The sequence below is a fragment of the Streptomyces sp. 35G-GA-8 genome, assembly GCF_023534745.1.
Taxonomy (GTDB): Bacteria; Actinomycetota; Actinomycetes; order Streptomycetales; family Streptomycetaceae; genus Streptomyces.
This window is the reverse complement of the sequence record NZ_JAMHJQ010000021.1, coordinates 1-13,985: the sequence shown is the minus strand read 5'-3', so window position 1 is coordinate 13,985 and position 13,985 is coordinate 1. Positions and strand designations below refer to the sequence as shown.

Here is a 13,985-nt window from a genome sequence, read left to right as displayed (position 1 = left end):
TACTCATGACCACGCCCACGATCGAACTCAAGCCCTCCTCGAACCCGCTGTCCGACGCGGAGCGCGAGGCGATCCTGGCCAACCCGGGGTTCGGCCGCCACTTCACCGACAACATGGTGACGATCCGGTGGACGGAGGGACGCGGCTGGCACGACGCTCAGCTCATTCCGTACGGGCCCCTGTCGCTCGACCCGGCGAACATGACCCTGCACTACGCGCAGGAGATCTTCGAGGGGCTCAAGGCCTACCGTCGCCCCGACGGATCGGTCGCCACCTTCCGGCCCGAGTCCAACGCCGAGCGGTTCCGGGTCTCGGCCCGCCGGCTCGCCATGCCGGAGCTCCCCGTCGAGACCTTCATCGCGGCGTGCGACGCGCTGGTCCAGCAGGACAGGGCATGGGTGCCGGCGCACGGCGGGGAGGAATCCCTCTATCTGCGCCCGTTCATGATCGCCACCGAGGTCGGGCTCGGGGTGCGGCCGGCGAACGAGTATCTGTTCCTGGTCATCGCCTCGCCCGCCGGCGCGTACTTCCCCGGCGGGGTGAAGCCGGTCTCGGTCTGGCTCTCGGAGAACTACGTTCGCGCGGTGCCGGGCGGCATCGGCTTCGCCAAGACCGGTGGCAACTACGCGGCGTCCTTGCTCGCCCAGGCGGAGGCGGCGGAGAAGGGCTGCGAGCAGGTGGTCTACCTGGACGCGGTGGAGCACCGCTGGGTCGAGGAACTGGGCGGGATGAACCTGTACTTCGTGTACGGCGACCGCATCGTCACCCCCGAGCTGACCGGCTCCCTGCTGGCGGGCGTCACCCGTGACTCGCTGCTGAGCCTCGCGGCCGACCTCGGCTACAGCTCCGAGGAGGGCCGGATCTCCAAGGAGGACTGGCGCCGCGACACCGAGAACGGCACGCTCACCGAGGTCTTCGCGTGCGGTACGGCCGCGGTGATCACCCCGGTCGGTGAGGTCAAGTCGACAGGCGGCGAGTGGACCCAGTCAGGCGGACGCCCGGGTGAGGTCACGATGAAGCTGCGCGAGGCCCTGCTGGACATCCAGACGGGCCGGACGGCGGACACCCACGGCTGGATGCACCCGCTGGGCTGACGGCCGGCTGTCACCAGGGCGAACGCGGAGGCCCGCGTCCGGAGCGAACCCGGGCGCGGGCCTCCGCCGCGCCTCCGTCCGGCCCCCCCCGTCGTATATCGCGCTGCCCGTTTTCGTACGTCCCGGGGCCCGCTTTCGTCACGCACCGCTCATCTGTCCCGACCGCATCGTGAGACAGGCCTTCCTCAAAGCCGGAGGCATGCGAAAATCGGCCTGTGCTCTCGTTCGCCATGATTATCGGCAGCAAGCGCGCCGGTCCGCAGTGATCGCCTCGTACCACCATGTACGGCGCGGCCACCGTGCCTCAGACCCGCGCGCAGACCTCTCGCACCCGCGAGGGGTTTTTTCATTTTCCGGCCCCCACCCTCGCCGGAAATGAGGCGAGCGATGATGGGGGCAAGTGGAGCCAGTCCTTCCACTCGACAGGAGCTACACACCATGACCACTGAGTCCACTGGACCCACGGGGAAAGACGACAGTTTTCATGTCTTCGACACGACGCTGCGCGATGGCGCCCAGCGTGAAGGCATCAATCTGACCGTCGCCGACAAACTGGCCATCGCACGGTACCTGGACGACTTCGGCGTGAGCTTCATCGAGGGCGGCTGGCCCGGCGCCAACCCGCGGGACACCGAATTCTTCGCGCGCGCCCAGCAGGAGATCGACTTCAAGAACGCCCAGCTCGTCGCGTTCGGTTCCACCCGCAGGCCGGGCGCCAGGGCGGCGGAGGACCCCCAGGTCAAGGCGCTGGTCGAATCCGGCGCGCCGGTGGTCACCCTGGTCGCCAAGTCGCATGACCGCCATGTCGAACTGGCGCTGCGCACCACCCTCGACGAGAACGTCGAAATGGTCCGCGACACGGTCTCCTACCTGCGCGAACAGGGCCGCCGCGTATTCGTCGACTGCGAGCACTTCTTCGACGGCTACCGCGCCAACCCCGAGTACGCCAAGTCCGTCGTACGGGCCGCCACCGAAGCGGGCGCCGATGTCGTCGTCCTCTGTGACACCAACGGCGGCATGCTGCCCGCCCAGATCCAGGCCGTCGTCACCACCGTGCTCGCCGACACCGGTGCCCGCCTCGGTATCCACGCCCAGGACGACACCGGCTGCGCCGTCGCCAACACCCTCGCCGCCGTCGACGCCGGCGCCACCCATGTCCAGTGCACCGCCAACGGCTATGGCGAGCGCGTCGGCAACGCCAACCTCTTCCCGGTCGTCGCCGCGCTGGAGCTGAAGTACGACAAGCGTGTCCTGCCCGCGGGCGCGCTCGCCGAGATGACCCGGATCTCGCATGCCATCGCGGAGATCGTCAATCTCGCCCCCTCCACCCATCAGCCGTATGTCGGCGTCTCCGCGTTCGCCCACAAGGGTGGACTTCACGCCTCCGCGATCAAGGTCGATCCCGACCTGTACCAGCACATCGACCCCGAACGGGTCGGAAACACCATGCGGATGCTCGTCTCCGACATGGCGGGCCGCGCCTCCATCGAGCTGAAGGGGCGGGAGCTGGGCATCGACCTCAGCGGCGACCGCGACTTGGTCGGCCGGGTCGTGGGCCGGGTCAAGGAGCGCGAGCTCAAGGGGTACACCTACGAGGCGGCCGACGCGTCGTTCGAGCTGATGCTGCGCGAGGAGGTCGAGGGCCGGCCCCGTAACTACTTCCGTACGGAGTCCTGGCGCGCGATCGTCGAGGACCGGCCCGACGGGACGCACGCCAACGAGGCCACCGTGAAGCTGTGGGCCAAGGGCGAGCGGATCGTCGCCACCGCCGAGGGAAACGGCCCGGTCAACGCCCTGGACCGGGCCATGCGGGTCGGCCTGGAGCGGATCTATCCGCAGCTGGCCAAGCTGGAGCTGGTGGACTACAAGGTCCGCATCCTGGAAGGCAGGCACGGTACGGAGTCCACCACGCGCGTGCTGATCACCACGGGGGACGGGGTCGGCGACTGGTCCACGGTCGGGGTCGCCGAGAATGTGATCGCGGCCTCCTGGCAGGCGCTGGAGGACGCGTATACGTACGGACTGCTGCGGGCCGGGGTCGAACCGGCGGAGTAGTCACCCACTCCGCGCGGTCGCCCCGGCCACTGAATCGACACGACCTGTTGCCGGGTGGGGGACTAGCTCTGGAGCCGCCACTTCTGGTTGGCGGCTCCGGTGCAGGTCCAGATCTGGGCGCGCGCGCCGTTGGCCGAGGAATTGTCCGTCACATCGAGGCACTTGTCCGCCGCGGTGTTGACGATGTCACCGGTCCCGGCGTTGTACGACCACTGCTGGGCACCGCTCCCGTTGCAGTCGTACAACTGCACCTTGGCGCCGTTCGCCGTCGACGCCGACGTCACATCCAGGCACTTGCCCAGGGACCTGATCGTCGAGTCCGTGCCGACCGTCCAGCGCTGGGCCGTCGAGCCGTTGCAGTCGTAGAGCTGGACGGCCGTCCCATTGGCGCTCGCGCCGCCCGCGACGTCCAGGCACTTGCCGGCGAGCCCGACGAAGGTGCCCGAGGTGCCGGTGCCGCCACCGCCGGACTGGGTGCCGGACCAGGTGAAGGTCGCCGACGTCTTGCCGGGCAGGGAGTAACTGAAGTTCTGCCCGCCCCAGTTGACCCGCAGCTCGCGCGCGGCCGACGCGTCGTTGTACGCGATCAGCGCCTTGGAGCCGTCCGGGTTGCGCCAGGCCACATTGGGCACCGTGGTGCTGGCGGTGGAGGCGATGCGCTCCGCGCCGGGCTTCACGAACTTCGTCAGATGGCCCATCGTGTAGTACTCGATGGTGTAGTCGACCTGGCCGTGCCTGCCGTCACCGTTGTGGACCGTGATCAGCCCGTCGCAGGTGCCGCAGCCGCCGTTGTGCGGCCCCCGGTTCTGATCCACCGCGAGCGACCACTTGGTCACCGACTTCGCCCAGTTACGGGTGTAGTCGATGATGTTCGACATGTCCTCGCGCTGCTGATTGGCGATCCAGGTGCCGCCCGAGTGCTCGGTCTGGAAGGCGTTCAGCTGCGGATACTGGTTGTGGACGTCCGTCTGCTTCTGGACGTTGCCGCCGTAGCCGTGCCAGGCGACGCCACCGAAGTTGGGGTGGTTGCGGATGGCCGCGTCGTTCACGGTCTCGGCCGCGTACGCGTCGTAGGTGTCCCAGTTCCAGTCGTGCGCCAGCACCTTGGCGGACAGTCCCGCGCTCTGGAGCTTGGGCAGCAGTTCGTTCTTGGTGAAGTACGCGAGACCCGAGGCGTTCCAGCTCATCGACGGATAACCGGCGCAGCAGGTCGGCTCGTTCTGCGCCGAGACATAGTCGACCGGGATGCCCTGGTCGCGATAGGCCTGGAGATACTTCACGAAGTAGTCGGCGTAGGTGCCGTAGTTCTCGGCCTTCAGCCAGCCGCCGTTGAGCTGACCGCTGTCCTTCATCCAGGCCGGCGCCGTCCAGGGCGAGGCCATGGTCGTCAGCGCCGGGTTGAGCTGCTTGGCCTGCTTGGTCAGCGGCAGCACATCGGCCAGATCGTGCGCGAGGGAGAACCGCGCGAGGGTGGGATCGGTCTGGCCCGCCGGCAGGTCGTTGTACGTGTAGCCGAAGCGCGCGAGGTCGGAACCGCCCATGGGGTTGCGGATGAAGGAGAGCCCGATGCCTTCGGTGGGGGAGAAGAGCTTCCTCATCGTGTCGTCACGGGTCGCCTGGGAGAGCGCGCCGCTGCCCTTCATCAGCCAGGCCGCGGTGTCCGTGAAGGAGGCGCCGCCGCCCGTGAAGGTCTGATAACGGGTGCCCTCGTCGACGCTGACGTTCGTACCGCTGCCGCCGTTGCCCGGCTGGAAGTTGACGGGGGTCTGCTGCTGGAGACCGCGGGTGACATGGCGTCCTCCGCTGTCGTCGGTGGTCGTCAGCCAGATATTGACCTGCTCGCCCGCGGCGTGCGCCGTACCGGCGGAGAGGCCGGTGAGTCCGGCGGTGGTCAGGGCGCCCGCGAGGAGCACCCTCGTCAGCCGCCGCCCGCTGCCAGTCGATCTCGACATAAGTCTGCTGCCCTTCATCGGCAGTGCGTGGGGGGTGGAGCCGTGCGGCGTGAGTGAACTGCCGTTACGAACCCCCGTCAAGAGGCCGCGTATTCAGGAACTGAACGCTCAACACCCCTGCGCCGTCTCTGACCTGCGGTCGGTCTGCTAGGTAACAAAGGTTCGGACCAATCTCGGCGTGAAGTGTTGACGGCGCTCCTGGGCGCCGGTTAACTCACCGCCGAGCACCGGTACCGGTTCCGGGACCGGTTCCGGCCCAGGGGCCGCGACCGGTTCCCCACCTCTTCGGGGAGGCCACGATGCGTGTCACCATCGCCGATGTCGCCCGGGAGGCCGGGGTCAGCAAGACGACCGTGTCGCGGGTGATCAATACCAAAGGTGAAGTCGACCGGGGCACGGCCGCCCGCGTCCGGGCCGTGATCGCCCGGCTCGGTTACGTACCGAGCTCGGGCGCCGTCGGACTGGCCCGCGGCCGGGGCCATACGATCGGCATGCTGGTGCCGGCGCTGAGCTGGCCCTGGATGGGCGAGGTCCTTCAGGGGGTCGTGGACACCGTCGAGGCGGCCGGTTACGGCCTGCTGCTCTTCACCTGCAACCGCGGCCCCGAATCGGTGGAGCACTTCGTCACCCAGGTCTCGGCCCGCGCCTTCGACGGACTGCTCGTCGTGGAGCCGGAGAACACCCTCGACACCATCATCGGGCTGCACCGCAAGGGGCTGCCCGTCGTACTGATCGACGACCGGGGCAGCCGCCCCGAGGGCTTTCCGTCCGTGATGACCACCAACCACGAGGGCGGCGCCTCCGCGGCCCGCCATCTGCTGGCCGGCGGGCGCGGCAGACCGCTGGTGATCACCGGACCCGCGCACTTCGGCTGTGTACGCGAACGGCTCAGGGGCTTCCGTGAGGTCCTGCCCACCGATCTCGTCATGGTGGGGGACTTCACCGAGCTGTCGGGACGGCTCGCGGTGGAGAAGCTGCTCACCAACGAGGTCCGCTTCGACTCCGTGTTCGCGCACAACGACATCAGCGCGGCCGGCGCGCTGCGGGCCCTGCGGGCGGCGGGGCGCACGGTCCCCGACGATGTCGCGGTGGTCGGCTTCGACGACATCCCGCTGGCCCGGCACACGGAGCCGCCGCTGACCACCGTCCGCCAGCCCACCCGGCGGATGGGCGAGACGGCGGCACGGCTGCTGCTCGGACATCTCGCCGGGACATCGCCCGGCCTCGGCGAGCCGGTTGTCCTGCCCACCGAGATCATCGTCCGGGAGTCGGCTCCGTAGGTCTCCGTCCCGTGCCCCGCCCGCCTTCCGCTCGCCCTGCCGCCCTCCTTCACCCCTCCTTCGCCCGTCCGGTTTGGCCGTACTTCGGGTAGCGTCAATAGGTATGAGGACGAGGCCGATTTCCCTGCTGTCCGGACTGCTTCTCGCCTTCCTCGCCGCGGCCTTCCTGGTGGCGCCGGGCGCGTGGGCGGCCCCCGATGCGCCAACGCCCACCAACGTGTCCGCGGCCACCGGCCCCGAGGCGGTGGCCGCGGCCCTCAAGAAGGGGCCGGTCTACGTGGACCCACGGGCCACGGGACAGCTTTCGGCGTCGGAGGCCGAGGCTCTGGCGAAGAAGATCAAGGACGCGGACAAACCCCTCTTCGTGGCGGTCCTGCCGGCCACCGCCGAGTTCCCGGCCTCGTCCGTGCTGAGGACCGTACGGGCCGAGACCGGCGTGACGGGGCTGTACGCCATCCGTCTCGGTGACCGGTTCAACGCGGGCGCCGACTCCGCGGTGCTGCCCAGCCAGGCCGTCCGCAATCTCACGGACGCGGTCAAGGCGGGCGGCCCGGTCGACGCCGCGACCGAGCTGAACAACTTCGTCGACCAGGCCCTTCCGCAGACCCGGGGCCAGGCCCCGGCCTCCTGGGACACGGGGTCGGGACCGGGCGGCGCCGGCGGCTCGTCCACCGGGCTGATCGTCCTCGGCTCGGTGATCGTGGTGGGCGGCGCGGGCGCGTACGCGGTGGCGCGCGCCAACCGCCGCAAGCGCGCCGAACGCACCCGCGAGGCGCTGGAGAAGCTGCGGGTCGTCGTGGACGAGGACATCACCGCCTTCGGCGAGGAGCTGGACCGGCTGGACTTCCACCCCGGCGAGCCGGGCGCCGACGACGCGATGCGCGGGGACTACGAACGCTCCCTGGACTCGTACGAGAAGGCCAAGTCCCTGATGGGCGCGGCGGAACGGCCCGAGGACGTACGCGGGGTGACCGAGGCGCTGGAGGACGGCCGGTTCGCGCTGGCCACGCTCGCCGCGCGCAGGACGGGCGCGCCGCTTCCCGAGCGCCGTTCGCCGTGCTTCTTCGACCCCCGGCACGGCCCCTCCACGACGGACGCGGAGTGGGCACCGCCCGCCGGTGTCCCGCGTACGGTCCCGGTCTGCGCGGCCGACGCCGCCCGGCTGGCGGACGGCACGGACCCGGAGACCCGTACGGTGCAGACCGAGCACGGCCCCCGCCCCTACTGGGAGGCCGGACCGGCGTACGGGCCGTGGGCCGGCGGCTACTTCGGCGGCGGGCTGCTGCCGGGACTGCTGGTCGGCACGATGCTCGGCTCGATGATGGCGACCCCCGCCTACGCCGCGGACTTCGGCGGCGGTGACCTGTCCGGCTTCAGCGGCGGAGACTACTCGGGCTCGGACTTCGACCCGGGCGACTTCGGCGGCGGAGGCTTCGGCGGGGGAGGGGACTTCGGCGGCGGTGGCGGGTTCTAGACCTGGACGAGACTTCGGACTTACTCGTCCAGTGCTTCTGGAACCCGGTGCCCGCACCGCTGAGAATCCGGTGCCTGTCCCGCTGTGGGTCAGGCCTTCTTGATCGCGGAGATGTCGAAGCTCAGCTTGACCTTGTCGCTGACCATCACACCGCCGGTCTCCAGGGCGGCGTTCCAGGTCAGACCCCACTCGGAGCGCAGGATCGTGGCGCTGCCCTCGAAGCCGACGCGCTCGTTGCCGTACGGGTCGGTGGCCGAGCCGTTGAACTCCAGGTCGATGGTGAGCGGTCGGGTGACGTCCTTGATGGTGAGGTCACCGATGAGCCGGTAGGTCTCCGTGTCCAGCTGCTCGACCGAGGTGGAGCGGAAGGACATCTTCGGGAACGTCTCGGCGTCGAAGAAGTCGGCGCTGCGCAGATGACCGTCGCGGTCCGCCATGCCGGTGTCGACACTCGCGATGGATACGTCGATCGACGCCGAGGAGGCCGCCGGGTTCGTACCGTCCAGGCTCAGCGAACCCTCGTGCTCGGTGAAGGCGCCCCGGACGTTGGTGACCATCGCGTGCCGGACGGTGAAGCTGATCGTGCTGTGCGCCGGGTCGATGGTGTATTCGCCGGTCAGCGCGGCGAGCGCCGGGTCCACCGTGGCGGTGGCGGCCGAGGCCTGGGCGGAGTCGTTGGTGCGGCCGAAGAGTCCCATGGTTGCTCCTGAGAAAGTGGTGGCGCGGGGCGGTTGTTTAACCTTCAACGAGCATCACCATAGACGGGTCTGGTTCGGATTTCAACAATGTCACCCGATCGAGGCCGATTGAACGCGTCGCCCTCTGGCGGACGCGCGTAGACATCGGGCACGATCTCCCTGTTCCACCTGCCCCACCGCCCCATTGGCCCCACCGCCCATCGGCACCAATCGGCTCCACGGTCTTCAGCAGGAGAGGGAATCCCCCCATGAGAATCCGCTCGGTCATCAGCGCGCTCGCCCTTGTGCTCGGCGCGCTCTTCGCCCCCGGCTTCGGTGTCCTCAGCACGGCCACCGATGCCCAGGCCGCCACCAAGATCACCCACGCCACCGCGACCTCGATGTTCCGCTCGTCCGGGATCACCTGGTCCTCGTCCGGCGGCTGCTCCGACCGCAACAACCCGACCTGTACGTCGTTCGACCAGCTCAACCTGGACACGGCCAAGGGGGCGCAGACCCTGAGGAGCGCCAGCGGCTGCGGTCTCAACATCACCGGTGGTACGGAGACCGGCCACGCGGGCGGCACGTACTCGCACTGGAACGGCTACAAGCTGGACTTCGGCAAGGCCACCTGCGTCAACAACTACGTCAAGAACACCTTCACGTACATCGGGGTGCGCGGCGACGGCGCCCCGCAGTGGCAGTCCGGCGCCGGCAACATCTACGCCGACGAGGGCAACCACTGGGATGTGACGTTCTACAACTGCGGCGGCTGCTGACGCCGTTGGCGGTCCTCGGACACGACGGTGCCCCGCCTTCCCGGCATGGGAGGGCGGGGCACCGTTGCAAGCCTTCGAGCGCGGTGCTAAACCAACCACCAGCCGGTCTACGCCACTTCCGATCACGGGGGTCTCCGTGTCGCCGCTGTCCGCCTGGTCCCGTCGCGCCTTTCTGACCGCCACGGGCGCGGGCGCCCTCGCGCTCCCGCTTCCGTTCTCCCGCCCGGCCGCCGCCCGACAGCGCGCCGCCGCCGACGAGTTCGAGGAACTGCGGCGGCGCTGGGTGGATCTCCAGCTCGGCACGGACTACGACCCGGCCGTCGAGCCGTACGCCTCCCGGCTCGCGCGGACCGGCGAACTCGCCGCGCGCTTCCGGCGATCGATGGCCCCGGCCGCCGCCTCCCTCTGGCCGGACCATCCCTTCGATCCACCCGCCGGAATCACCCAGAGCTACAGCCGGCTGTGGACCATGGCCCAGGCGTTCTCCCAGCCGGGCACCGGCCTCTCGGGCGACATGGCGCTCCTCGCCGACGTCCTGCGAGGTCTCGATCATCTCGCCGCCACCGTCTACCGCCCCGCGACCACTCCGTACGGCAACTGGTGGGAGTGGCAGATCGGCTCCCCGCGGCTGCTCATGGATCTCGTGGCCGTTCTGTACGACCACCTCACCGAGGAGCAGCGGGCCGCCGCCTGCGCCGCCGTCGACCACTTCGTCCCCGACCGGCTGCTCGCCGACTACTCCGGCACCAGCACCGGCGCCAACCGGGTCGACCTCTGCCGCTCCGTGGCCCTGCGCGGGGTGCTCGGCCGGGCCCCGGCCAAGCTCGCCCTCGCCCGTGACGCGCTCTCGCCCGTCTTCCCGTATGTCACGAAGGGCGACGGTCTCTACGCCGACGGCTCCTTCATCCAGCACACCTGGGTCGCCTACTCCGGTACCTACGGACAGGTCATGCTGGACGGGCTCGGCCGGCTGTTCACCCTGCTCGCCGGCTCCACCTGGGCCGTCACCGACCCCGCGCGGCAGATCATCCTCGACAGCGTGGAGCGCGCCTACGCCCCGCTGATCTACAACGGACTGATGATGGACGGCGTCAACGGCCGGGCCATCAGCCGCGGTTACCTCAAGAGCGACGACCAGGGGGTGCTGCGAAGCGACCACTTCCATGGCCAGGGACTGATCGCGGCCATCCCCCTGCTCGCGGGCGGCGCCTCCCCGGCCGAGCGCGACCGATGGATCGCCCGGGTCAAGGGGTGGATCGAGCGGGACACGTTCTCACCGATCCTCACCGCCCGCCAGTTCGACGTCGCCGATCTCGCCCGGCTGGGCGCCGTCGCCGCCTCGGCCGTCCCCGCCGCCCCCGAGCCGGTCGGCCATACGCTCTTCACGGCGATGGACCGCGCCGTGCACCGGCGGCCCGGCTGGGCCGCCGCGCTCTCCATGGCCTCGGACCGGATCACGTACTACGAGTGCGGCAACGGCGAGAATCCACGCGGCTGGCACACCGGCGCCGGAATGCTCTATTGGTGGGGCGCGGACCGGGGCAATGACCAGTACACCGACTGGTTCTGGCCCACGGTCGACCCGTACCGGCTGCCCGGTACGACGGTCTCCACCAAACGGCTCGCGGACCGGGCCGGCGGCGAGTGGGGCGCCCCCAAACCGGCCGTACGGTGGGTCGGCGGCGCGACCGACGGGGAGTTCGCCGCCGTGGGCCAGCATCTCAAGGGGCTCGGCTCCACCCTCGAAGCACGCAAGTCCTGGTTCTTCGCGGCCGACGCCGTCATCTGTCTGGGCGCCGGGATCACCGCCACGGACGGGGTGCCGGCCGAGACGGTCGTGGACAACCGCAACCTCGGCGAGAACGGCGCCGACGCCTTCACGCTCGACGACGGGCCACGCCCCCGCTGGGCCCATCTGGAAGGCCACGGGGGCTGGGTCTTCCCCGGCGGCGCCGGCGTACGGACTCTCGCGGAGGCGCGCACCGGCGCCTGGAGCGATATCAACACCACCAGTTCCACCGAACGGCGTACCCGCCGTTATCGGACTCTCTGGCTGGACCACGGCATCGATCCGGTGGACGCCTCGTACGCCTATCTGCTGCTGCCCGGCGCCTCCCGGCGTACCGTGGCGGGCCGCGCCGCCGACCGTCACTGGCTCAGGATCCTCGCCAATACGGCGGCCCTCCAGGCGGTGGAGATCCGCTCGCTCGGCTGTACCGCCGCGAACTTCTGGCAGCCGGGGACGGCCGGGCCGCTCACCGCGTCCGCTCCCGCGAGCGTGCTCGTCGTGGTCCGCGGCCGTACGGCGGTGCTCCTCGCGAGCGCTCCCACCCGCGACGGGGAGCCGCTGGAGATCCTCTGGGACCGGCCGGTACGGCGGGTCACCGGCCGGGACCCGGCCGTCGAGGTGCTCGCGGCGGGCCGTGGCGTACGGCTGAGGATCACTCCGGGAACAGCCGGCGCGAGCCACCGCTGTGAGTTTGCCGTGCGCTGACATCTAGGGGAATCCCACAAGAGCCGGGGGTAGCTTGCTGTTCAGGAACCCCGCATCGGGCCGGGTTCTGTCCAGGCCCACCAGGAATACCGCCGCGAGACTGTGTGGAGTCTACGGCGCGATTCCTTGGTGCTCTTCGTAGGGTTGGGACATGACCGTAGTGGACGAGACGCAGGGCGAGCCCGTAGACGCCCGGGGCCGTGTGGCCGAATTGCACGCCCTGCGCGAGGAGGCCCGTCGCGGGCCGAGCGAACGGGCGACCGAGGCACAGCGCGCGAAGGGCAAGCTGACCGCTCGGGAGCGTATCGAGCTGCTGCTTGACGAGGGGTCGTTCCAGGAGGTCGAGCAGCTGCGCAGGCACCGCGCCAGCGGCTTCGGCCTGGAGGCCAAGAAGCCGTACACCGACGGTGTCATCACCGGCTGGGGCACGGTCGAGGGCCGTACGGTCTTCGTGTACGCGCACGACTTCAGGATCTTCGGCGGCGCCCTCGGCGAGGCCCACGCCACCAAGATCCACAAGATCATGGACATGGCCATCTCGGCCGGCGCGCCCCTGGTCTCGCTGAACGACGGCGCGGGCGCCCGGATCCAGGAGGGTGTCTCCGCGCTCGCCGGCTACGGCGGGATCTTCCAGCGCAACACCCGCGCCTCCGGTGTCATCCCGCAGATCAGCGTGATGCTCGGGCCGTGCGCGGGCGGCGCCGCCTACAGCCCGGCGCTCACCGACTTCGTCTTCATGGTCCGTGAGACCTCGCAGATGTTCATCACGGGCCCCGATGTGGTCAAGGCCGTCACCGGCGAGGAGATCACCCAGAACGGCCTCGGCGGCGCCGATGTGCACGCCGAGACCTCGGGTGTCGCGCACTTCGCGTACGACGACGAGGAGACCTGCATCGCCGAGGTGCGCTACCTCCTGTCGATGCTTCCGCAGAACAACCGGGAGAACCCGCCCACGGTCGCCTCCGAGGACCCGGCGGACCGCCGCTCCGACGTGCTGCTCGATCTGGTCCCCGCGGACGGCAACCGCCCGTACGACATGCACAAGGTCATCGAGGAACTCGTCGACGAGGGCGACTTCCTGGAGATCCACGAGCGGTGGGCCCGTAACATCATCTGCGCTCTGGCGCGACTCGACGGTCAGGTCATCGGCATCGTCGCCAACCAGCCGCAGTCGCTCGCCGGGGTCCTGGACATCGAGGCATCGGAGAAAGCTGCGCGCTTTGTCCAGATGTGCGACGCTTTCAATATCCCCATTGTCACGCTGCTGGATGTCCCCGGCTTCCTGCCGGGCGTCGACCAGGAGCATGGCGGGATCATCCGGCACGGTGCCAAGCTCCTGTACGCCTACTGCAACGCCACCGTGCCGAGGATCTCGCTGATCCTGCGCAAGGCGTACGGAGGGGCCTACATCGTGATGGACTCCCAGTCCATCGGAGCCGACCTCACCTACGCCTGGCCGACCAACGAGATCGCGGTGATGGGCGCCGAAGGTGCCGCCAACGTCATCTTCCGCAAGCAGATCGCCGAAGCCGAGGACTCCGAGGCCATGCGAGCCCGCATGGTCAAGGAGTACAAGGCCGAGCTGATGCATCCCTACTACGCGGCGGAGCGCGGACTGGTCGACGACGTCATCGACCCCGCGGAGACCCGTGAGGTGCTCGCCAGCGCGCTCGCGATGCTCCGCACCAAGCATGCCGACCTGCCGTCCCGCAAGCACGGCAACCCCCCGCAGTAGCCCGCGGCCCGCGCCCTCCCGCCGAGAAGACGGAGACACGACTCCATGAGCGATCCCACGAACGAATCCCTGCTGCGCGTCGAGAAGGGCCAGGCCGGCCCCGAGGAGCTGGCCGCCATCACGGCGGTACTGATGGCCCGTGCCGCCGCGCAGCCCGAGGCCCCCTCCCACCGGGGCCGCTCCACCGCCGGCTGGCGCCGTCTGGAGCGCACGCCCGGCTTCCGCGCCCCCCACAGCTGGCAGGGCTGAGCCCACCCCGTAGCACACGGCGCTGACACACGGCACCGACGAAGGCCCCCGCACTCTCCGGAGTGCGGGGGCCTTCGTATGACCGTCATGGTTACCGGAGTCGGGCCATGAGGGCGTGTTCGACGAGGGTGATGAGTCCGCTTTTGGCGTCGGCGCGGTGGCGGGCGTCGGTGGTGATGATGGGGGTGTCGGGGCC

Annotated in this window: 10 protein-coding genes and 1 pseudogene; 8 read left to right on the top strand and 3 right to left on the bottom strand. The window is 69.8% G+C overall.

Going from position 1 to position 13,985, the window contains the following annotated elements:
- Nucleotides 1-5: 5 nt before the first annotated feature.
- Nucleotides 6-1,094: a branched-chain amino acid aminotransferase gene (locus M1203_RS34465; RefSeq protein WP_249953787.1), complete on the top strand. Its 1,089-nt coding sequence runs from the start codon at nucleotides 6-8 to the stop codon at nucleotides 1,092-1,094.
- A 438-nt stretch (nucleotides 1,095-1,532) separates the two neighbouring features.
- Nucleotides 1,533-3,149 (top strand): citramalate synthase, encoded by a 1,617-nt coding sequence (gene cimA / locus M1203_RS34460; protein ID WP_249953786.1) that lies wholly within the window; start codon nucleotides 1,533-1,535, stop codon nucleotides 3,147-3,149.
- 62 nt (nucleotides 3,150-3,211) lie between these two features.
- On the opposite strand, the gene M1203_RS34455 is transcribed toward cimA, so the two are convergent.
- Nucleotides 3,212-5,101, bottom strand: coding sequence for a ricin-type beta-trefoil lectin domain protein (locus M1203_RS34455; protein WP_249953785.1), 1,890 nt, complete (start codon nucleotides 5,099-5,101; stop codon nucleotides 3,212-3,214).
- Between the two features lie 299 nt (nucleotides 5,102-5,400).
- On the opposite strand from M1203_RS34455, the gene M1203_RS34450 reads away from it, so the two are divergent.
- On the top strand, nucleotides 5,401-6,381 hold the full coding sequence (locus M1203_RS34450; RefSeq protein WP_249953784.1) for a LacI family DNA-binding transcriptional regulator: 981 nt from the start codon (nucleotides 5,401-5,403) through the stop codon (nucleotides 6,379-6,381).
- A gap of 103 nt (nucleotides 6,382-6,484) precedes the next feature.
- The gene (locus M1203_RS34445) at nucleotides 6,485-7,855 is read left to right on the top strand and encodes a hypothetical protein (protein ID WP_249953783.1); all 1,371 of its coding nucleotides are present in this window, start codon (nucleotides 6,485-6,487) and stop codon (nucleotides 7,853-7,855) included.
- 89 nt (nucleotides 7,856-7,944) lie between these two features.
- Here the strand turns inward: M1203_RS34445 and M1203_RS34440 are convergent, their stop codons facing one another.
- Nucleotides 7,945-8,553, bottom strand: coding sequence for a YceI family protein (locus M1203_RS34440; protein ID WP_249953782.1), 609 nt, complete (start codon nucleotides 8,551-8,553; stop codon nucleotides 7,945-7,947).
- A 248-nt stretch (nucleotides 8,554-8,801) separates the two neighbouring features.
- Here M1203_RS34440 and M1203_RS34435 point away from each other — a divergent pair, with 248 nt between their 5' ends.
- From M1203_RS34435 to M1203_RS34420, 4 genes are all read left to right on the top strand, one after another.
- Nucleotides 8,802-9,311 (top strand): hypothetical protein, encoded by a 510-nt coding sequence (locus tag M1203_RS34435; protein ID WP_249953781.1) that lies wholly within the window; start codon nucleotides 8,802-8,804, stop codon nucleotides 9,309-9,311.
- 145 nt (nucleotides 9,312-9,456) lie between these two features.
- Entirely contained in the window at nucleotides 9,457-11,805 is a 2,349-nt protein-coding gene (locus M1203_RS34430) for a polysaccharide lyase 8 family protein (protein ID WP_249953866.1), read from the top strand.
- A gap of 151 nt (nucleotides 11,806-11,956) precedes the next feature.
- Nucleotides 11,957-13,540: an acyl-CoA carboxylase subunit beta gene (locus M1203_RS34425; RefSeq protein WP_249953780.1), complete on the top strand. Its 1,584-nt coding sequence runs from the start codon at nucleotides 11,957-11,959 to the stop codon at nucleotides 13,538-13,540.
- Nucleotides 13,541-13,585: 45 nt separating this feature from the next.
- Nucleotides 13,586-13,789 (top strand): acyl-CoA carboxylase subunit epsilon, encoded by a 204-nt coding sequence (locus tag M1203_RS34420; protein ID WP_249953779.1) that lies wholly within the window; start codon nucleotides 13,586-13,588, stop codon nucleotides 13,787-13,789.
- Between the two features lie 91 nt (nucleotides 13,790-13,880).
- Here the strand turns inward: M1203_RS34420 and M1203_RS34415 are convergent.
- A pseudogene (locus tag M1203_RS34415) lies at nucleotides 13,881-13,985 on the bottom strand (ATP-binding protein); the annotation flags it as partial.

Excerpts from the sequence above, each read along its gene's own strand:
- M1203_RS34445 (WP_249953783.1), top strand. The coding sequence starts at position 6,485 with ATGAGGACGAGGCCGATTTCCCTGCTGTCCGGACTGCTTCTCGCCTTC.
- M1203_RS34450 (WP_249953784.1), top strand. The coding sequence starts at position 5,401 with ATGCGTGTCACCATCGCCGATGTCGCCCGGGAGGCCGGGGTCAGCAAG.
- M1203_RS34420 (WP_249953779.1), top strand. The coding sequence starts at position 13,586 with ATGAGCGATCCCACGAACGAATCCCTGCTGCGCGTCGAGAAGGGCCAG.
- M1203_RS34425 (WP_249953780.1), top strand. The coding sequence starts at position 11,957 with ATGACCGTAGTGGACGAGACGCAGGGCGAGCCCGTAGACGCCCGGGGC.
- M1203_RS34465 (WP_249953787.1), top strand. The coding sequence starts at position 6 with ATGACCACGCCCACGATCGAACTCAAGCCCTCCTCGAACCCGCTGTCC.
- M1203_RS34455 (WP_249953785.1), bottom strand. The coding sequence starts at position 5,101 with ATGTCGAGATCGACTGGCAGCGGGCGGCGGCTGACGAGGGTGCTCCTC.
- M1203_RS34435 (WP_249953781.1), top strand. The coding sequence starts at position 8,802 with ATGAGAATCCGCTCGGTCATCAGCGCGCTCGCCCTTGTGCTCGGCGCG.
- cimA (WP_249953786.1), top strand. The coding sequence starts at position 1,533 with ATGACCACTGAGTCCACTGGACCCACGGGGAAAGACGACAGTTTTCAT.
- M1203_RS34440 (WP_249953782.1), bottom strand. The coding sequence starts at position 8,553 with ATGGGACTCTTCGGCCGCACCAACGACTCCGCCCAGGCCTCGGCCGCC.